Consider the following 17,367-nt stretch of genomic DNA (forward strand, 5'->3'; position numbering starts at 1 on the left):
GAAACCGCAGGTCGGCTCGGTTAGGCTGGACATAGCAGGTCCGGGTGGCGGAATGGCAGACGCGCTAGCTTGAGGTGCTAGTGCCCTTTATCGGGCGTGGGGGTTCAAGTCCCCCCTCGGACACCAATCAAAGACACGAGTGATCGCCGGGGTGACAACCTCGGCGATCACTGTTTTCCGGCCAGGCTGGTAGGTCAGCCGGAGGCCGAGCCGGCTGTACAGCTCCGCCCTGTCGCGCGGGTCGGCGCCACGGATCAGGCCGAGCAGGTCGTTGAACGCGTCCGCGATGGCGTCGAGCTGGTCGCCGGTCATCTGCTGCGGCGGTACCTCGGTGAGGCCGAGCCGGGCCTGCGCGGACTTCCTGATCGCGGTCGTCTCCGCGATCCAGCCGGCGATGAGCGTAGGGTCGCCGCCGGCGTCTAGGGCGGCCCGGTAGCGGTTGATCTTGTTGTCGGCGTCGGTGATGGTCTGGCGCAGCTTGTCGATCTCGCCGGTCTCGTCGTGGGCGGCTTGCGCGGCGCGGTACTGAGCGTCGGCGACGCGGCGGAGGTTGTCGGCCATGCCGGCGCCGGTCAGTTCGTCGCGGAGGAACCTGTCGATCGGGTGGGTGATGGTGTCCTCGCGGAGGTAGAGGGCTGGTGGGTGGCTGATCTGGTGCTGGCGGACAAAGTCGCGGCTGGCGGTGCATCGGTAGTAGAGGCGGCCGTGGTTGGGGTTGCCGACCATCTTTCGGTGGCACAGGCCGCAGGTGATGAGGCCGCGGAACAGGTATGGGCGGCTGGTGTGGCGGGGAGCCTTGCCGGCGTCGCTGTTGGTGCCGCGCTTCTTGATCGTCTGCTGGGCGCGTTCGTAGAGGTCGGTGCTGATCAGCGGCGTGTGTGACTCGGTGCGGGACCACACCCACTGGCTCGGGTCGTTCCAGCGGTGCCGGCTCTCGTGGCCGAGCGCGACGTCCTCGACGTCGATCAGAACTTCATCGGTGCGCGCCCGGTTCCAGACTTGACGGCCGGTATACCGAGGGTTCTGCAAGATCGCCTGGACTGCGGTGGTTTCCCACACCTGGGTGTGACGATGCGGGTTGCGTACCCGGTCGTAGGCGGACGGGCACGTGATGCCGTCCTGGGTCAGGCCCCGGGCGATCGAGGTCATGCCTCGTCCGGCGACGTACTCGGTGAAGATCCGCTCCACGATTGGGGCGGTGATCGGGTCGCGTTCGAGTTGATGGAGCCGCTTGCCCGCGGCTGCCTTGCCGGGGTTCGGGTGTGGGCCGGCGTCGCCGAGCCGGTAGCCGTAGGGCGGCCGTCCGCCGAGGTAACGGCCCTCCAGTTCGGTCTGCGCCCTCATCGCCGACCGAACGCGAATCTTGATGCGGTTGCGTTCGCCTTTGCTCATGCCGCCGTACAGCGCCATGACCAGATCGTGCGCATCGGAGCCCGGGTCGATCGCCCCGCCGACCTCGGGCACCCACAAGCCGACCCCGTAGTGCACGAAGACGGGGAAGGTCATGCCGAACTGGCTGCCGTAGAAGGCGCGCTGCGGCTCGCCGATGACGACAGCCTCGAAGTCCCGCGTAGGGCTCTTGATCGTGTCCAACAGGCGCAGCGCTTCGGGTCGCCGTTTCCACGGCAACGAGCGGGACAGCCCGATGTCGAAGAACTCCGCGACGACCTCCCCGCCGGCCGGTTCGATCAGGCTGCGGGCTCGCGAGAGCTGCCACGCCTTGGAGGCATGCGGGTCCTGCTGGTCCTCGGTCGATACGCGTCCGTAGAAGGCGAACCTCATGCCTGTCGAGTCTTCCGGGCGCGGTCGATGATGCGCCAGAGTGCGTCTGCGGCGGCGTCGGCCAGAGGGACGTCTAGGGACGCCTTGACCTGCCCATCCTCGATGACCAGCGTCTTTGTCGTTCGTATGCTGCGATTTCTCCTCTCCCCTTCAGGGTCGTTCGTGGTGATCGCGGGCCTCCTTTCTGATCGGTGGTGATGATGCGAAGCTCCAGCGGAGTTGAGACAGTCGTGCGGGAGCCGAGATATGGATCTTGAAGAGTTTGACGCGCTTGCCGAGGCGCTCCGGCAGAAGTCGGCTGCGTCTGTGGCCAAGTACGGCTTCGCCCTCATCGAAGGGCGCACTGCGACCGCGGACGAGATCACCGCCGTCGAGCTGCGGATGGGAGTGATCCTCCCGTCCAAGTACAAGGCATTCATGAGGAACTACGGCGGAGGCATGTTCGGGTTCGTTGATCTGCTGCCGGTCATCGCCGAGCCAGGGGACGACGACCTCTTGGCCGTGAACGATCGTGAGTTCTCCGATCGCGGCTTCGTCGCCGTCGCTCCGGTCGGCACCGGAGACTACTGGGGTTTCCCGGTAGCCGGCGGTCGCTGCCATGATGAGGTCTGGTTCCGCTTCCACGACGCCGGCGAGCCTGAGGTCGTCGCTGACGATTTCCTTGAGTTCGCCGCAATCCGCGGGCTTAGGTCCTGAGTGGAACAATGCCACCGAAAACCAGCGATTCTCAGCGCCCATGCTGTTCGCGTGGTCGTCCGTCCGTCGTCCGTCCGCGCGCTGAAATGCGCAGACGTGCGCGAGCGGATGGACGTCCGCGCGGACGATCGGGTCAGCCGCGCCAGCGCCCGCGGGTGACTTGCCGGGCGCGGCCGGCGGCGGCGAGTGCCTGGAGCCGGTCGTAAACCCAGGTACGGCCCATGCCGGTCAAGGCCATGAGTTCCGGAATGGTGAGGCCGTCGTTGGGCGCCTGGTCGAGTGCCATCTGAAGGGCATTTTCCGGATCGTTGGCGTCGGCCTTCGGTGGTTCGATGGCCTGCGGACTCTGCTCGAGCGCGGCGCGGGAGAGCGGGTCGAGGTCTGGGCGGTCGTTGGCGTAGCGGGCTGCGGTTTCCCGGACGTGGTCGTCGGTGACCAGGTAGGCGCGGGCGCGGCGGGGTTGGTTGTGCCCGTCAGCGAGGACGTAGAACTTGCCCGGTGCGTCGAGGGTGTGTGCGTGCCAGCCAGCGGCGAGCATGCCCTTATCGAGGATCAGGTCGACGTCGCGGCGTTCCCGGACGCGTAGGCAGACGCGAACACTCATCTGTGAGCGCAAGGCGCCGCCACCCATGGCTTTCTGGGTCGGGCGTTGCGTTGCGGCGAGCAAGTCGACGGCGAGCGCCCTGCCTCGTCGGGCGACCGATTCGGCATGCGCGACGGCGGCTGGCGCGGTGTCGGCGAGTTCGGCGTACTCGTCGATGACGATGACCAGTGCCGGCGTGTTCGGTGTGGGGTCCCAGACGCGGGTGTTGTCGCGGCCGGACGCGTGCGCTCGGGCGTCGAGGACCGCGACGGCGTCGGCGAGCAGCCGGGTCGCCTCTTCCGGGGTGGTTGCGAGCCGGGCGAGGCAGGATGCCCACGGCCGTAGTTCCATGCCGCCCTTGAGGTCGATGCCCCACAGGACAACGTCGGTGCAGGCGGCGAGGTTGCCGAGCACGACGTTGAGCACGCCGCTTTTGCCAGAATCCGTGGTGCCGCCAATCAGCGCGTGCCGACGCAGGAGCGGCACCCGAACGCGTGTCGCGTCCTCGAAGACACCGAGTTCGATCGGATCGGCGAGGGACCGTGCGGTCGGGCCGGGCCAGGGGATGGCGCCGGCGTGCGGGTCGACCGCGAGGACGCGCATCGTGCATCGGCCGGCGTGGGCCGGGTCCTGCTCGACGCGGACGGCGCCGGGTCGTGTTCCCAAGGCCGATTCGATGGACGGCACGCGGGCGACGACGTCGGCGACGCTCTGGCCGGGGCGCAGTTTCATCCTGGCGCGCCAGCCCCAGGTGTCGATGACGGCCGACATTACCCGCGATCCGTCGAGCCCGATCGCGGTCGCGAGGTCGGGCCAGGCTTGGATGACCCGATCCACCCGGACACGGGCGCGACGGCGCCGGTGCGCCCACCACGGAACGCCGAGCGCGATCACCGCCACGACGAGGATCGTAGACAGCGGAGGCCGGCCGGGGCCGAGCGCCGACGCCGCGGCGAGCCAGCCTCCGGCGGCAGCGGCTGCCGTCGCGGCGTAGGCGCGTTCAGCTGGGCGCGTGACGCCCCACGGCAATCCGCGCAGTCCGGCCGCCAACGCCGCCGCAGTAGCGAGGACCGCGACCACCGGCCACGCGTCCGGATGGGTGCGGTGCAACGCGAGTCCGGCGACGGCGAGGGTGAGCCCGGCTATGGCCGGTGCGAGTTCTGACCGGTACCGGAACAGGGCTCGTCCGAGCGCGGCCAGGCCGACGATGAGGAGCGGTTCATCGGGTACGAGCAGGAGTGGTTGCGGGTTGCGGCGGCCCCATCGGCGGTGCCGGCGTCCGTAGGCCCTCATTCGGCGAGTTCGCCGTCGTTGGGTGGCGTCCAGGCCCGGTGTTCGGCGACCGCGTCGCGGAGGTACATGAGGGGGTCAGGTTCGCCGTCGTGGTCGGCGGCGATGGTGGCGTGAGCGGCGGCGAGCAGGTCTGCGAAGTCCCACCGGGTGCGGCTCAGGAGCCGTGCCAGCCGGTCGACTTCGGTGAGCAGGACGCGGATGTCGGCGAGTGCGGTCCAGACGGCGACAGGCGTGCGCCGGATCTGGGCGGCGACTAGATGGGTGAGAATGGCCTCCTGGTCGATGGTCGGGCGCGGGATCTGCGGCGAGTTGGTCATGGGCGGGATGAAGCCTCCTTTCGGTCGGTGCTGTTGGTGTTCTCAGCGGCGAGAAGACGCCGTAACTCGGTTGCCTTCGGTCCGGCGATGCGCAGTGCGGAGCGCAGTCCGTCACGGGTGATCGGGCGTCCGTTGTGCGTGGCGCGGTACCGGGCGTCGGCCTCTCGTGCGTCCTTGAGTAGTGCCGCGTCGGTACGGTGCTTCGTACGTCGGGTCCGGACTTGAGGACGGACCGCGGGACGGACCGTTGCGGCTGGCGTTGGCGCGGGTTCCGTCGGCGCGATCGTCGTTAGCGCGTGTAGGTGTGCGGTCAGTCCGAGGACCGCGGCCGGTACGGCGCCCACCAGGACGACGATCGGCCATGAGATCGACATGATGCCGGTGGCGACCAGGTGGTAGCCGGCGTTGCCGACGATGCTCGTGGCGATGGCGCCGATCGCGTTGGCTCGGGCGAAGGCCCGCGTTCGGTTGCTGCCGAGCGTTCCGGCGAGCCAGACGCGGGCAGACGTCATCGCGTACGCGTCGATGGTGATGGGTAGCAGCCAGGCTAGCCGCGCGGGCCAGCCGGCGACCTCGGCCAGGCCGCGCAGTCCGGCGAAGCTCGCCACCGCGGCGGAGACCGCCGCGGTGGTCATGCCGGCCATGACCCACCAGTCGCGTCGCCCGGCGGTCAAAGGTCCAGCCCGGCGACGAATCGCGCGAGGGCGCTCAGCCCGTCACCGACCTCCGGGCCGATGGACGACGAGGCGAGAAAGTAGCCGAACGCCGCGCAGATGGCGGCCTGCCAGAGCGGCAACCGGGCGTACCGCCACAGGAGGCAGACGAAGACACCGAGCAGGATGACGGCGGAGACGGCGATCGTCACGCGTCACCGCCGTTGCGGTTGCGCCGGGCTCGGCGCGTACGAATGGACCGGTCGGCGCCGCCGTGAGTGCCGCGCGGCTGGTGCCGGCGGTTCCAGCGCAGCCGGTTGACGCACTTGCGGCACAGGACCGGGTGTCCCGCGCCGAGCTGGGCGCCGCACGGGCAGGTCGGGTCCTCGCTGGTGAAGAGTTGAGTGTTGATCGCTGATCTCCTCTCGATTGGTCGATGCGTGGTCCGCATCGACGTGCCACCGAGAGTGCGATCAGAGGACTGGACGTGATCAGGTCATAGCTGGACGTGTCCAAGATGTCTCGCCTATGTTGGGCAGGCTGCCGGACGTCCTGACGGGAAGACGATGCCGAACGAGCGACTACGCACCGCGATGCTGGAGCGAGGCATCACTCCGTCCGATCTGGCGGAGTCGCTGAGCGTGGACCCGAAGAGCGTGGAGCGGTGGATCAGCGGTCGCACGCCGTACCGGCGGCACCGCTACGCGGTCGCGGCGAAGCTCGGGGTTGACGAGGTCTACCTGTGGCCTGACGCGCTCAACGCCGACCAGGTGGCCAGCGCCAGCGAGAGCGAGATCATCAACATCTACCCGCACCGCTGGACGGTGCCGTCCGAACTGTGGCGCAACGTCTTCGACAACGCTGACGAGGAGATCGGCGTCCTGGTCTTCAGCGGGCTGTTCCTGTCGGAGGACGCCGGCATTCACCGGATCTTCCGGCAGAAGGCAGCTGCGGGGGTACGCATACGCATTCTGCTCGGCGACCCGGACAGCGAGGCCGTGGCCCAGAGGGGGACCGACGAAGGGCTGGACGACGTCCAGGCGGGAAAGATCAAGAATGCTCTCGTTCTGTACCGGCCGCTGCGCGAGATCGAAGGCATCGAATTTCGGCTACATCGCACCGTGCTCTACAACTCGATCTACCGCGCCGACGATCAAATCCTCGTCAACACCCACATCTACAGCTTCCCCGCAGCGCAAGCGCCGGTGCTTCACCTGCGCCGGGTGGCCGGCGGCGGCATGGTAACGACGTACCTGGACAGCTTCGAGCGCGTGTGGGACGAAGCGACCCCGTTGGAATGAGGCGGTATGGCACGGCGCATCGACTACTTCGATGATCCCGAGGCGCCGCGGGCGACGTCGCTCGTTCCCTCGGCGAACGCGGTGGTCACCAACGAGGACGGCGAGATCCTGCTGATCCGCCGATCGGACAACGGCAACTGGGCACTGCCCGGTGGTGCGATGGACCTCGGCGAGTCGCTGCCCGACACCGCTGTGCGCGAGACAGCCGAGGAGACGGGAATCGACGTCGAGATCACCGGATTGGTCGGCATCTTCTCTGATCCCCGTCACGTCATTCTCTACACGAGCGACGGGGAGGTTCGGCAGGAGTTCTCCGTCGTCTTCGCGGCGCGGCAGACAGGCGGATCTCCGACGACCAGCGTGGAAAGCACCGAGGTTAGGTGGGTCCCCGCAGCCGAGATCGCCGCCCTGCCGATCGACCGCTCGATGCGTATGCGGCTCGACCAGTTCCTGACCGCGCCGCACGACGTGCACCTTGGATAGCGACTGGCTCAGCGCCTTCGCCGACGTCTTCTCCGCCGTCGGCACCGTCGGCGCGTTCCTGGTCGGCTTCCTGCTGCTGCGGCGCGAGCACCACCGTGAGGCCGACCGCGCCGAGGACCACCGCCGAGCCCAAGCCGAGCGAATCAGCGCGTGGGTGGAAGTCATCCGGAAGCTCGACGGCAAGCGCGAGCTGGCGTTCCACATCCACAACGCGAGTGACATGCCGATTTACGAGGTCGAGCTGCCGATGCCGGCGCGCGCCGGCGACGAGCCCGGCACGGAGTTCGTCGGCCTGGTGCCACCAGACAGACCGTTCAACGAGCCGCGCCCGCGGACTGGCTACGGACGTACGTCGAGCCCGAGCCCGTCCAGATCGAGTTCCTGGACAGCGCCGGCCGCCGGTGGAGCCGCGACGAGCAAGGTGCGCTCTCCCGCACGAATTGATCCGTCAGCCGTCTTGGAGCGCCGCTGTGATCACCTGAACCGAGTTGATGATCATCGGACTCGCCTCCCGAATCGACTCGGCGACGAGGTCGCCGTGCCCGTACCGCGCAAGGATCTCGGCAAGGCGTTGCTCGACGTCGGTCGGCTCGCCGACCGGGCTCGTCGTCATGTCCGCGTACGTGATCGCGTCGAAAACCAGGCCTTCGACCGGGGGAAACTCGTTCGCGAGCTGATCAGACAGACCCCGGTTCCGGGCCTCAATGAACGCGCACGAGTGGTGGGCAACCAGACGGCAGACCAGATCGTCGGCATGGGCGACATCGCGCAGGTAGCGTGCACCGTCGAGCTGGTGCATGCCGGTGACTACGAGGTCAGGCGCATACCCGACGTCGTGGAGCCAGGCTGCCGATACCAGCGCCGGACCGTCCTCGCCGACCAGGTGCGCGACCGCCTCGGCCTTTCGGCCGACACCTTGACTGTGTGACCAGCGGCGCGGGATTGGGACGGCGAGCAACAGGCGCGCGAGGTCACGGGCACGTTCGACCTGATCCACATAGGCAGATTAAGCGAACGTCCCGCCGAGCACAGCCAAGGTCACCGCTTGTTGTTGTCCCCTTCCGCCTGATCCGTCTGTTGCGCAGCGCCACGTGTCAGCGCGGCGGCAAGCCTGTAGGCGACGGCTGGCTGGACGTCACCGATACGCACCACCGCGAAGCCCTGACGGCCGATCGCGTCGTGCAGCGCCGGGAACTCCTGGCCGACGTCGAATCCTGCGTCCTCCAGGGCGAGCGCGAGACGATCCGCGGATCTCTGCGCCTCGGTCTCCGCGCTCCGATCGTTGCTCGCCATATTCGCTCCTGTCGTGATCGTTCGGCTCAGAGTCTTCACGGCAGGTAACTGAGTGTGAACCGTGGCGTTAGGACGTCTTGGGACTTCTTGGTTAAGATGACGATCTCGCCAGCGATCGGAGTCGTTGCGTGAACCATCCACTTGCCCGCGCGCTACGAGGTGCCGGGGTCAATGCCGTCGATGTCGCCGCACGGTTGGGCGTCGACCCGAAGACGGTGCAGCGGTGGATGGCCGGCCGCGTGCCATACCCCCGGCACCGCGACGCCCTGGCCGACTTGACCGGTTGGGCACCCCATGACCTGTGGCCCGACCTGCCTCGGCGGATCGAGCCTGTGGCTCTAGCGGATGAGGTCCGGATGGTCTACCCCTATCGGTCGGCGATGCCACCCGACGCTTGGTCACGGCTGTTCGCCCAGGCCGAAAAGGAGATCGACATTCTCGCCTACAGCGCGCTCTTTCTCGCCGAGGACTTCGGGACGTCGGCCCTGCTCTGTGCGAAGGCAAGGGCTGATGTGCGCGTGCGGATCGCACTCGGCGATCCCAGCGGCGCCCATGTGGCCGATCGAGGAGTCGAGGAGCGGATCGGCGACGGCATGAGCGCCCGCATTCGCACCGCGCTGGTCGGCTTCCATCCCATCGTGGAGGCGGGTGCTCAGCTACGGCTCCACGACACGGTGCTCTACAACTCGATCTTTCGGGCGGATGACGAGTTGCTCGTCAACACGCACGTCTACGGCCGGCCGGGCGCGCACGCGCCAGTGCTGCACCTGAAGAGCACTCGGCCTGACGGCATGGTGGGGACCTACCTCGCGTCGTGCGAGCGAGTCTGGTCTACCGCGAAACCTGCCCACGGCTGCTGAGGTGTCCGTATCCCCGCCGCTCCCCGCCGTCGTTTGGGCAGGATTCCGTATCGCTGGAACACCTCCATTGCCGCGTACCGTGCCTGGCAGGGTTCCTGCTCGGCGCAGGTGATACACAGACCGCCAGGTGTCACCGAGAGGTGCTCGTACAGGTGCGCCTCGGCCGTAGCGAGCTGATCGCGGGCCGCGTGGCCGAGATACAGGCCGCCGCTCACGGTTTCGTCCCCGAACTGGCAGGGCGCGGTGGGCGGCGAATCCCGCCTACCCGGATGAGGGCGCATCGCTCCATACCCTCGTAGCCGTTCCGCCATATCGGGATGCCGTCGACTTCCACCCACAGCCCATCCTCGTGCTGCCGTAGGCGGTGTACGGCGGTGACGCGCAATGTCAGCGATCCGAGCCCGTAGCAATAGCTCTGTTCATCCACGTGGATTACGTCGCCGACCCGGACCGGTGCGGCCGGCGTCATGTCGGCCTGCCTTCAGTCACAGGCAGAGTGGCCGTCATGGTGACCGGAATCGCCGGCCGCTCACCGGCACAGGTGAGGCGCTCGACGGCAGACCGCCATTTCGCACACCTCGACACCCTGCAAAGCAGGCAGGCGCCGACGGCGGGATCGTCGGCGTGTGTCGCGGTGACGTGGCGGTAGTACGTCGTCAGTCGGGCGGAGAGCGGCGTCATCTCGTCCTTGTACGGCCCCAAGGTCATCGAGCGTCCCTTCACGTGGACTACGGCCGGGCCGCCTGGAGACTGCTGTCCCGGACGGCCGGGGCCTACCAACAGGGCGCACCCACCAAAGGCGTGAGGACCCATATGCAGAATTCGTCCTATGGCCAGCGAGCCGGGACCCGCTCGACATGGACGTCCTGTGCCGTCTTCTCGTCCCGTGATGTCTCAACGGGGGATGTCGATGATTACTATTTATGGCCATTCATGAGGGCTTGACGTGATGGGGGCAGGTCTACCGCGTCCGGATCCAGACCTCGATGTTCGCCGCAGGAACCCTGGCACCCGCTGGACCCCTGGTCATCGCCGATCAAGCGGTCCTGGCCGCCGCAAGCCATTGTCCGTCTCCTAGAGAAGAGGATCTTCGATAGCAGGCTTCGGGACACCGGGTCGGCACGTGGCGCAGCGCGACGAAATCATCCACAGTATCATTATAAAAGACATTCTGGCCTATATCGGGAGCCGCATGGGCGCCGAGACGAAGTTGGTCCAACACCTATTGGGGCGAGGTACTTGGTCTCTATGCGGCACCTTCCCCGGCTAGGCCGGAGTCTGCCTGTCTGGCGAGCAGGTCCATACGATCCGAGTTTGCGTAGTGAAGTGGCGCGAGTCGACTCGCTGGCTGCCTATCAAATTTGCGGGAGAACTTTGCACGTGCTAGAGATATACGGTGTCCTACAGCGGTGTGATTCGACGGCTCCTTATCTCATGTCCAGGTGACGTGAACGAAGAGGATCTTGCGACCGTCCGGCGCGCGATCAACCACTGGAATGGTGTATACGGCGTGCAGTTTGGAACGGCTATTGTTCCTATCTCCTGGAGCGAGCACGCAGCCGCCGAGTTCGGCCAAACCGCACAGGGCGCGATCAACCAGCAGATCGTAGACTCGTGTGATGGGTGTATCGCGATCTTCGCCAATCGGTTAGGCACCCCTACGGAATCAGCAGTTTCCGGAACCGCTGAGGAGATCCAACGTCTAGCGGATTCTGGAAAGTATGTCGCGATCTTGAGATGTACGCGGAGCGTGAATACCCGAAATCTTGATCTTTTGCAGCTGCAGGGTCTGAACCAGTACCTAGGCGATATATCGGCCAAGTCGTTGACGTTGTCGTATGACACCAACGAGCAACTCTCCCGGCACGTAGACAATATCCTTGCTCAAGCGGTTTCGCGAGATTCCGCCCGAGCGGAGCTTCAACTCGGGAATGGCAAAGCTGTCTCTGCCCGGACTGCCGAAGTCTGGCCTCGTCTTGATTCTTCCGAGCGAGTGCGGACTGACTCCCGTGGACGCGTAAGCACCTCAAGAGATTGGCGGATCGTTCTCCATAACACCGGCGAAGCGCCAGCCCGCAACGTCCGGTTTGACGTTGACACTGATTCTTGGCACGTAATTAGCAGCGCGGCGGATGCTGACGCGCCCGATGTAGAAATCTTGGCGCCAGGTGGTGAAGCCAAGTTCATCTTCGCGGCGAGTTTGGGGAGTGCGCCACAGGCTCTATGCACGGTCACCTGGGAAGATGATCGCGGACCACAGAAGAACTCGGCCACGCTGCGGCTGGCATGAGTGAAGATCGAAGAGCCCGAGCCCGAGCCCGAGCCCGAGCCTCGAGGTTCGGAGTTCTTCGTGTATTTCGGGCTCGTCGGTAGCCAGGCACCGTCTGGCACCGACTCGGCTTACCAGAAGGTACGAGCTGCCGCGAAGCGGCTGCTCTGAAGACAGGGATCTTCTCGTCATGAGCCTTCATGCGGGTCGACTGTTCAACGTGCTTGGACGTCCTTCCCTTTGGCTCGGGCACGAGCGTCCCGGCGACTGGGTAGAAATGAGAGCTAAGCCGGCTCCGCCAAGATCGATATTCAAGTATGTGTGTTTGAAGTTGCAGTCGAACGCATTTCGACGTTTCTAGTGGCAATGAAATGCTTGGTCACGGGGAAGGGCGAGAAACTAGATCCCGCAGCCTATCGGATACCTGCTTTTTGAGGTGTCCGAGACCTTCGTTGTTCGACAGATAACATATGGATCGAATCGATCGAAGGTCGAAGGGGACATCGTTGCTCGACTGGGCGATCTGAATGACGTCGCGGCCGATGCTATGTGCGATGCCAGTTTCGTAAAATACATTCGGGTTCTTGCCAGTGAGGTCTGAGATAACCACTCGAGATCGCCATATTAGACTGGTGACGTCATCCATAATGTGGTTATGCTCCCAGATATCGTCAGCGCGGTAGCATCTCAGGCCGACGTCTGTGGTTGCTTCACGGAGAACTTCATACACCGGACCGAACCTTGCGTCGAACGGCATCATGATCGCAACGAGGTCGGCCTCTTGTGGACGATTTACCGGAAAACGCAGGACTTCTGAAGCGGGTGGAGCACTGACATGCGCTTCGTGCAGAGTCCGATATAGGTCGACATCCTTGACCGCCCAATGGGTTCTGCGAAACTCCCAATCAGTGATGCCAAGTCGGTTCGACAATGTACTGATCTTCGTTAATGGAATCTCTGGGATGGCTGGATTTGACACGAAACGAAAGCGGTAAGTTCTACCTGAAAGAACGATGCTTTCGACGTGCCCAATTCGAGCGCCCTGTCCGTCAGCGTAGTCGATTTCAGGCATTACAAGAGTCGGAAGATTGACTAGACGCGAAGGGTCCAGGCGACCGCCTGGACTGATGTACTCGCGGATCACGTCGTCTGTGTACTCAACCACGCGTTCCTTCAAAGCCTCTCCATCAAGGAGGCCGACGAGCAAGTTATACATGCGCTCCCGTCCGGTTTTGCACTGCGATTCGTTTGCTCTACGGGCGATGCAATGCTGTCCACAAGGTGTGTTCTCTTGATATCGCTGCTTCCGCTTCAGCAACGAATGGCGGCCAGTCGGCTTCGGCGACCAGCCCAGTTTTTGTCTCTATGAGAGACAACTCGTTCGCTGCTAAGGCATAGGCTCTTGCTGTCGATCCATATTGTCGCGTCTGGGACCACGCTGCCAAGCCGGCGACGATAGCGGAAATGATACCTAGTAAATCGAATCTGATGACGGCAGCTACCCGAAGTGCAGCAGCGAGGACTCCAGCGAATTCGAGTGCGATCGCTCCGATGAGAAAGAGATTTCCGTTACGCTCCGCTGCGCGAGAGCGATGTTCATACCAATTTCGCTGATTCTGAATCCTGTTGACTAGATATGCCTCCTTCCGCTGCGCAAATGACTCCTTCCGCAACCCCTCCATCTGCGGAGTAATTTGAAGCTTACTGCCATCGATTGGAGTCGGGAATTCGCCCTGCAGTGTGCGCGCTATTGCCGCAATTTGCTCCAGGAAGGCGCTGTGCATTTCATTCGGTTTTCGATCGATTGGGAAAGGTGCACCGCCAACGCCGTACCTCCAAGATAGTGTTTTGGCGGACTCGGCCGCAGCCCTTCCCTCAAACCATTTACGTTCCGGATGAGTTGCCAGTAGAACGACTTCGGCTGCAAGCGCGACTAAAAAGCCGATGAAGGCAATCCAAGCCCAAACATCGCCCTCTCCAACTTGCCAGCTTAGAGCGCCGCCGGTGGCGGCGATGACCAATGCAATCAAACGGACCCGGACAGCACGCAGATAGCGGAACTGTCCTGCCCGCGCTGCCGCGCTGGCGGCTTGGCAGAGCGCTCCGTAGGCCAATGTGGATGGCAGGCGCATCTATGCATGGTAGACACCGCTTCGACGTGGTCCGCCCGGGGCCTCTGCCTGGTGCGTGCTATGTATCGCGAGGTACCCCGGCAACCTCCTCACCGCCCCGCGGCCCGAACCACGCTGATGGAGATCAGCGTCCATCGGTGGAGGCGGTTGCCTTGACCCGGCGTTCCCGTCTTGCGCACACTCTTTACGGCGCGGTTTGGAGGGCGGATGGTCGATCCCGGGGCACCGCAGGTGTTCGTCTCGTACGCTCGCAAAGACGGCGCCGCCACGAAGGAACTGCTGCGCCGCCGCCTGCCGGAGCTTCTGCCGGGCTGGCGCGTTTGGACCGACGATCTCATTGACCCTGGTGGGCCGCCGTTTACGCTGCAGATTCAGCGTGCCATCGATGCCTCGACCATCGCGCTGTTTGTTGTGACGGCGGCCAGCTCGGAAAGCGAGTGGTGCGAACGGGAGGTCGCCCGCGCTCGGTCACGCCACCTGCGGTGCGCCTTGATCCGGCCTAGGCCCGAGGTACCGCCACCGCTGTCGCTTGGTTTCCCGCCGACGTTAATCAACATGGTGGAAGGTGACGAGTCCGGCTGGCAGAAACTCGCGCGGTTCCTTAGTACCGCTGACACTCCCGCCGGGAGCCTAACGGTCATCGAGGAGGTTCGCCAGCGTGCCTCCGCAAGCGCAGTCGGTGTCACAGGAGCGGATCGCGAGCGCTTTGTGCTTCGCGACCGCGAGCTCGCCGCTTCGATCGCGAGCGAACGGGAGCGGATCGCCGACCCGGTCACCGCACAACAGCGCGACCGTGAGCGCATCGAGAGAGACCTCGCCGTGGACCGCGAACCGGCTCCGAACCCCAATGACAATCCGGTGGTCACCGCCGCTGGCGTGCGTATGATCAATGAGTTGCCCGGCATTCCTCCGGTGCGATTCTATGATCGCGATGAACATCTGCGCCGGCTCACCGAGGTACTCAAGGACCCCGCCGCCCGCCTAATCGCGCTCACCGGCCGAGACGGGATGGGCAAGACCGCCCTTCTCGACCGGCTGCGGCGGTCGCTCGGATATGGATCTTTGGCCAGTTATCGCGCCGTGATCCTGCTAAACGCGTGTGGCTATCGGCGGGTGAGTGTAGGAGCATTGCTGTTCGACTTGGCTCGAGCGCTAGAAGAACCGGATGCCACGGCCGTCCGAGGCCGTCTGGAACGGCCGATTCCCCCGGTGGATAGGCTTGCGATCGTGCTTGCCGCGTTGGGCGAACGTGGCGTTCTTGTCGTGGTGGATGGCGCCGAAGAGTTGCTAGACGACGCGCAGGAGCTGCGGGATCCGGACCTACGGGAGGTCTGTTTTGAGCTGGCCATGCGTGACGGCCATCGCGTGCGGATCTTATTCGTCACGCAGTATCTTCCCCGGGATCTGTTTCGCGAGGTGGGCCGGCCGAGGGCACTCGAGGTCGAGCTTCGCGAGGGGCTGCCGATGCCTGAAGCCGGCGATTTCTTGCGCACGTTGGACAGCAAGAACTTGCTCGGTCCAGCCTTGGCGGACGACACCTTCCTGAGCCGGTTGCGTGACATCACCGGAGGCCGACCGCGGTCGCTTGAGCTGTTTTACGGCATTCTGCTCGTCGAGTGGTTCACCACGCCGGACCAACTGCTCGACCGGCTTGAACGGGAGCCGGCGGGCATAGACGTCGCCTTTGTGCTCTTCGAACGGATGCTAGGCGACTTGTTCGACGTGGAGTTGCGCGTTGTGGAGGCGCTGGCCGTTTATGGCCGACCCGTCCTTGCCGGTGCCCTTGCGCACTTGCTGCCGGAGTCCGCTGGCGGCACTGCGATAGAGGAGCTGCTGAGCAATTTGGAGCGTCGGCAGCTGGCGCGTCGCGACGGTGAGCGCTACTACTTGCCGTCGCAGGATGGCGCGCACGTCGTCGCACGGTTACACAGGGATGCGCCAGAGATCCTGCGTGATCTGCGTCAGCGGGCCGCCGACTATCACCACGCGGCGTGGACGCCGGAACGGCTAGTCCGCCAGGTCGCCGACCTCGACGGACACCTGAACGAGATCGAGATGAGGGTCACGGCTGGAGAATACGATACGGCCACCCGGTTAATGAATCACCTCGACCAGCGATATCTACGGCGCTGGGGCCAGAGCGCACTGCTTCTGCCGTTGCGAGCCGACATCGCGGAACATCTGCCCAGTCGTCGCGCGCGCATTAGCAATCTGAGCATGAGCGCAGCCGCACGCTCCGAGCGCGAGCAGTATGCGGAGGCGATGGAGGACCTGCGAGACGCGCTGCGACTGGCCCGTTCGGAGCCCGACGCGAAGGTTTCGCTGTGGCGCCAGTTAGCCGCCGTGGAAGGGCGCTGCGGCCGACTGACACGAGCCAACCAATTATTCCGGATGGCCCTCGCCGGCGCTGTGGTCCTGAGAATGCACGAGGAGCAGGCTCGCGTGCACCTTAATCTTGGGCTCGGAATGGGACACGTCGGCCGTTTCCAGGCTGCCCTCCGCCATTTCCGGCGCGGACTTGCAATCGCCGAGCGGTACCCAGTTGCTGATGAAGTCATCATCCGGCTCCATCTGAATCTCGGTTGGGTGCACGGCCAAATGGGCCAGCTACAGGAGGCGTTGATGGTCAACGCTCGGGCAAGGCGGCTCGCGGTTGGCCGGGAGTTTCAGCTGCTTGCCGGGGTCTGCGCGTTGCGGCGCGCCGAACTGCTGGTGAATTCGGACCAGCCGCAGGCCGCGCTCGAACCGGCGGAACAGGCCCATTGGGCAGGTGTAGTTGCACGCAACGCTGCGCTACTTTGCGATGCCAGCCGGACCATCGCGTTGGTTCATCTCCGCGCCGGGCGAGTGGCCGAGGCCGCGGACGCGGCCCGCGCCGGGATGCTGCACCGTAGTAGCCAGAACGCGGCCCAGCTTTACCTCTTGCAGGGCATCGTGGCCTTCCGCCAGGGCGGCCGCCGCGACGCCGCTCGGTCCGCCTTTGCCGAGGCGTCCCAGCAGCAGAGCGGCACCGGCCCCGTGGCGCGGCGCAATTACGGTGAGCATAACGTTCGCGGACTTGTGCTCGCGGGCCTTGCCCTATGCGGTGACCGCGGCCAGCTAGAGCATGCGATCGCCGCGTTCGGACGGGCCCGAGTGGTCGCTGCGGCGCCCGGCGCGACGCGTCGCAATGAGATACTGCTCCGGCAGTTCGGAGAGTCGGCCGACCCCGAGATGGTAGATCGACTGCTCCGGGCAGTTCAGGGCTAACTGATAAGTCAAAGCGCTACCACCAACACGATGGTCAGGGCAACCACGACCATGCCTGCAAGCCACCAGATGGAGTTCGGTTTCCGCGGCGGTAGGTTCTTCCCGCTGTCGTCAAAGCCCCTCGACCGATCGATCATTGAATCGGTCCTCCGGTCTACTAGTCGGCATCGATTAGCCGGTTGTGCGGCATCCAGGTCCGGTCGTTGAACTCCCAGTCGACCAGCACTTGCCAGCCCCGCCCGGAGGCCCTGAGGTCGAGCACCTCGCCCTCCCACTCGAGGGCCGGATCGTCCTGGTCGTAATAGCGGGGATCCAGCGCGACGATGTCGCCAATGTCGAACGGCTCGTCGTCAGCCGCATGAGACAGGTCAATGGGGCCGTCGTCGTCATCGTCTGAATAGTCGACCATCACCACCTCCGAGGCCTGCCTACCTTGGACGCTAGGTAGAGGCCGAG

17 protein-coding genes and 1 tRNA gene are annotated in these 17,367 nt (G+C 65.0%); 7 read left to right on the plus strand and 11 right to left on the minus strand.

Annotation, left to right across the window (positions count from 1 at the left end):
* Positions 1-38 precede the first annotated feature (38 nt).
* Positions 39-126 (plus strand) — tRNA-Leu (locus ACIBSW_RS16685).
* Here ACIBSW_RS16685 and ACIBSW_RS16690 read toward each other — a convergent pair.
* Entirely contained in the window at positions 88-1,782 is a 1,695-nt protein-coding gene (locus ACIBSW_RS16690) for a recombinase family protein (RefSeq protein WP_354725305.1), read from the minus strand. The two genes, ACIBSW_RS16685 and ACIBSW_RS16690, sit on opposite strands and share 39 nt — an antisense overlap.
* Before the next feature lie 246 nt (positions 1,783-2,028).
* Here ACIBSW_RS16690 and ACIBSW_RS16695 point away from each other — a divergent pair, with 246 nt between their 5' ends.
* A complete protein-coding gene (locus ACIBSW_RS16695) occupies positions 2,029-2,478 on the plus strand; it encodes an SMI1/KNR4 family protein (RefSeq protein WP_354725307.1) in 450 nt (149 codons plus the stop codon).
* Between the two features lie 133 nt (positions 2,479-2,611).
* Here the strand turns inward: ACIBSW_RS16695 and ACIBSW_RS16700 are convergent, their stop codons facing one another.
* Genes ACIBSW_RS16700 through ACIBSW_RS16715 form a run of 4 tightly spaced genes read right to left on the minus strand, consistent with a single transcriptional unit; the run spans position 2,612 to position 5,536 of the window.
* Entirely contained in the window at positions 2,612-4,354 is a 1,743-nt protein-coding gene (locus ACIBSW_RS16700) for an FtsK/SpoIIIE domain-containing protein (RefSeq protein WP_354725309.1), read from the minus strand.
* Positions 4,351-4,671, minus strand: coding sequence for a hypothetical protein (locus ACIBSW_RS16705; RefSeq protein WP_354725311.1), 321 nt, complete (start codon positions 4,669-4,671; stop codon positions 4,351-4,353). Before ACIBSW_RS16705 ends, ACIBSW_RS16700 begins: the two co-directional genes overlap by 4 nt.
* A complete protein-coding gene (locus ACIBSW_RS16710) occupies positions 4,668-5,306 on the minus strand; it encodes a DUF2637 domain-containing protein (protein WP_354725313.1) in 639 nt (212 codons plus the stop codon). Before ACIBSW_RS16710 ends, ACIBSW_RS16705 begins: the two co-directional genes overlap by 4 nt.
* A gap of 35 nt (positions 5,307-5,341) precedes the next feature.
* Positions 5,342-5,536: a hypothetical protein gene (locus ACIBSW_RS16715; protein WP_354725314.1), complete on the minus strand. Its 195-nt coding sequence runs from the start codon at positions 5,534-5,536 to the stop codon at positions 5,342-5,344.
* 354 nt (positions 5,537-5,890) lie between these two features.
* On the opposite strand from ACIBSW_RS16715, the gene ACIBSW_RS16720 reads away from it, so the two are divergent.
* Both ACIBSW_RS16720 and ACIBSW_RS16725 read left to right on the plus strand, forming a co-directional pair.
* A complete protein-coding gene (locus tag ACIBSW_RS16720) occupies positions 5,891-6,625 on the plus strand; it encodes a helix-turn-helix transcriptional regulator (protein ID WP_354725316.1) in 735 nt (244 codons plus the stop codon).
* Positions 6,626-6,631: 6 nt separating this feature from the next.
* The gene (locus tag ACIBSW_RS16725) at positions 6,632-7,108 is read left to right on the plus strand and encodes an NUDIX domain-containing protein (RefSeq protein WP_354725318.1); all 477 of its coding nucleotides are present in this window, start codon (positions 6,632-6,634) and stop codon (positions 7,106-7,108) included.
* 448 nt (positions 7,109-7,556) lie between these two features.
* On the opposite strand, the gene ACIBSW_RS16730 is transcribed toward ACIBSW_RS16725, so the two are convergent.
* Positions 7,557-8,105 (minus strand): HD domain-containing protein, encoded by a 549-nt coding sequence (locus ACIBSW_RS16730; protein WP_354725320.1) that lies wholly within the window; start codon positions 8,103-8,105, stop codon positions 7,557-7,559.
* Positions 8,106-8,146: 41 nt separating this feature from the next.
* On the minus strand, positions 8,147-8,401 hold the full coding sequence (locus ACIBSW_RS16735) for a hypothetical protein (RefSeq protein WP_354725322.1): 255 nt from the start codon (positions 8,399-8,401) through the stop codon (positions 8,147-8,149).
* 128 nt (positions 8,402-8,529) lie between these two features.
* On the opposite strand from ACIBSW_RS16735, the gene ACIBSW_RS16740 reads away from it, so the two are divergent.
* A complete protein-coding gene (locus ACIBSW_RS16740) occupies positions 8,530-9,261 on the plus strand; it encodes an XRE family transcriptional regulator (protein ID WP_354725324.1) in 732 nt (243 codons plus the stop codon).
* Between the two features lie 465 nt (positions 9,262-9,726).
* On the opposite strand, the gene ACIBSW_RS16745 is transcribed toward ACIBSW_RS16740, so the two are convergent.
* Positions 9,727-9,969 carry a hypothetical protein gene (locus ACIBSW_RS16745; protein WP_354725326.1) on the minus strand — a complete coding sequence of 81 codons (243 nt, stop codon included), beginning with the start codon at positions 9,967-9,969 and terminating at the stop codon, positions 9,727-9,729.
* Between the two features lie 739 nt (positions 9,970-10,708).
* Here ACIBSW_RS16745 and ACIBSW_RS16750 point away from each other — a divergent pair.
* Complete coding sequence (locus ACIBSW_RS16750; protein ID WP_354725328.1) at positions 10,709-11,551, plus strand: hypothetical protein; 843 nt, start codon at positions 10,709-10,711, stop codon at positions 11,549-11,551.
* Positions 11,552-11,909: 358 nt separating this feature from the next.
* On the opposite strand, the gene ACIBSW_RS16755 is transcribed toward ACIBSW_RS16750, so the two are convergent.
* Both ACIBSW_RS16755 and ACIBSW_RS16760 read right to left on the minus strand, forming a co-directional pair.
* Positions 11,910-12,746, minus strand: coding sequence for a hypothetical protein (locus tag ACIBSW_RS16755; protein ID WP_354725329.1), 837 nt, complete (start codon positions 12,744-12,746; stop codon positions 11,910-11,912).
* A gap of 37 nt (positions 12,747-12,783) precedes the next feature.
* Entirely contained in the window at positions 12,784-13,662 is an 879-nt protein-coding gene (locus tag ACIBSW_RS16760) for a DUF4231 domain-containing protein (RefSeq protein ID WP_354725331.1), read from the minus strand.
* Between the two features lie 207 nt (positions 13,663-13,869).
* Between ACIBSW_RS16760 and ACIBSW_RS16765 the strand changes: the two genes are divergently transcribed.
* A complete protein-coding gene (locus tag ACIBSW_RS16765; protein ID WP_354725333.1) occupies positions 13,870-16,911 on the plus strand; it encodes a toll/interleukin-1 receptor domain-containing protein in 3,042 nt (1,013 codons plus the stop codon).
* Positions 16,912-17,068: 157 nt separating this feature from the next.
* On the opposite strand, the gene ACIBSW_RS16770 is transcribed toward ACIBSW_RS16765, so the two are convergent.
* Positions 17,069-17,326, minus strand: coding sequence for a hypothetical protein (locus tag ACIBSW_RS16770; protein WP_354725335.1), 258 nt, complete (start codon positions 17,324-17,326; stop codon positions 17,069-17,071).
* Between the last annotated feature and the right edge of the window lie 41 nt (positions 17,327-17,367).

Origin of the sequence: Actinoplanes sp. NPDC049668 (genome assembly GCF_044465445.1) — a bacterium.
In the GTDB taxonomy this organism is placed as follows: Bacteria; Actinomycetota; Actinomycetes; order Mycobacteriales; family Micromonosporaceae; genus Actinoplanes.

What these genes read in the sequence shown, in the direction of transcription:
- ACIBSW_RS16690 (WP_354725305.1), bottom strand. Translation starts at nt 1,782, where the DNA reads ATGAGGTTCGCCTTCTACGGACGCGTATCGACCGAGGACCAGCAGGAC.
- ACIBSW_RS16695 (WP_354725307.1), top strand. Translation starts at nt 2,029, where the DNA reads ATGGATCTTGAAGAGTTTGACGCGCTTGCCGAGGCGCTCCGGCAGAAG.
- ACIBSW_RS16700 (WP_354725309.1), bottom strand. Translation starts at nt 4,354, where the DNA reads ATGAGGGCCTACGGACGCCGGCACCGCCGATGGGGCCGCCGCAACCCG.
- ACIBSW_RS16705 (WP_354725311.1), bottom strand. Translation starts at nt 4,671, where the DNA reads ATGACCAACTCGCCGCAGATCCCGCGCCCGACCATCGACCAGGAGGCC.
- ACIBSW_RS16710 (WP_354725313.1), bottom strand. Translation starts at nt 5,306, where the DNA reads ATGACCACCGCGGCGGTCTCCGCCGCGGTGGCGAGCTTCGCCGGACTG.
- ACIBSW_RS16720 (WP_354725316.1), top strand. Translation starts at nt 5,891, where the DNA reads ATGCCGAACGAGCGACTACGCACCGCGATGCTGGAGCGAGGCATCACT.
- ACIBSW_RS16725 (WP_354725318.1), top strand. Translation starts at nt 6,632, where the DNA reads ATGGCACGGCGCATCGACTACTTCGATGATCCCGAGGCGCCGCGGGCG.
- ACIBSW_RS16735 (WP_354725322.1), bottom strand. Translation starts at nt 8,401, where the DNA reads ATGGCGAGCAACGATCGGAGCGCGGAGACCGAGGCGCAGAGATCCGCG.
- ACIBSW_RS16745 (WP_354725326.1), bottom strand. Translation starts at nt 9,969, where the DNA reads ATGACCTTGGGGCCGTACAAGGACGAGATGACGCCGCTCTCCGCCCGA.
- ACIBSW_RS16755 (WP_354725329.1), bottom strand. Translation starts at nt 12,746, where the DNA reads ATGTATAACTTGCTCGTCGGCCTCCTTGATGGAGAGGCTTTGAAGGAA.
- ACIBSW_RS16760 (WP_354725331.1), bottom strand. Translation starts at nt 13,662, where the DNA reads ATGCGCCTGCCATCCACATTGGCCTACGGAGCGCTCTGCCAAGCCGCC.
- ACIBSW_RS16765 (WP_354725333.1), top strand. Translation starts at nt 13,870, where the DNA reads ATGGTCGATCCCGGGGCACCGCAGGTGTTCGTCTCGTACGCTCGCAAA.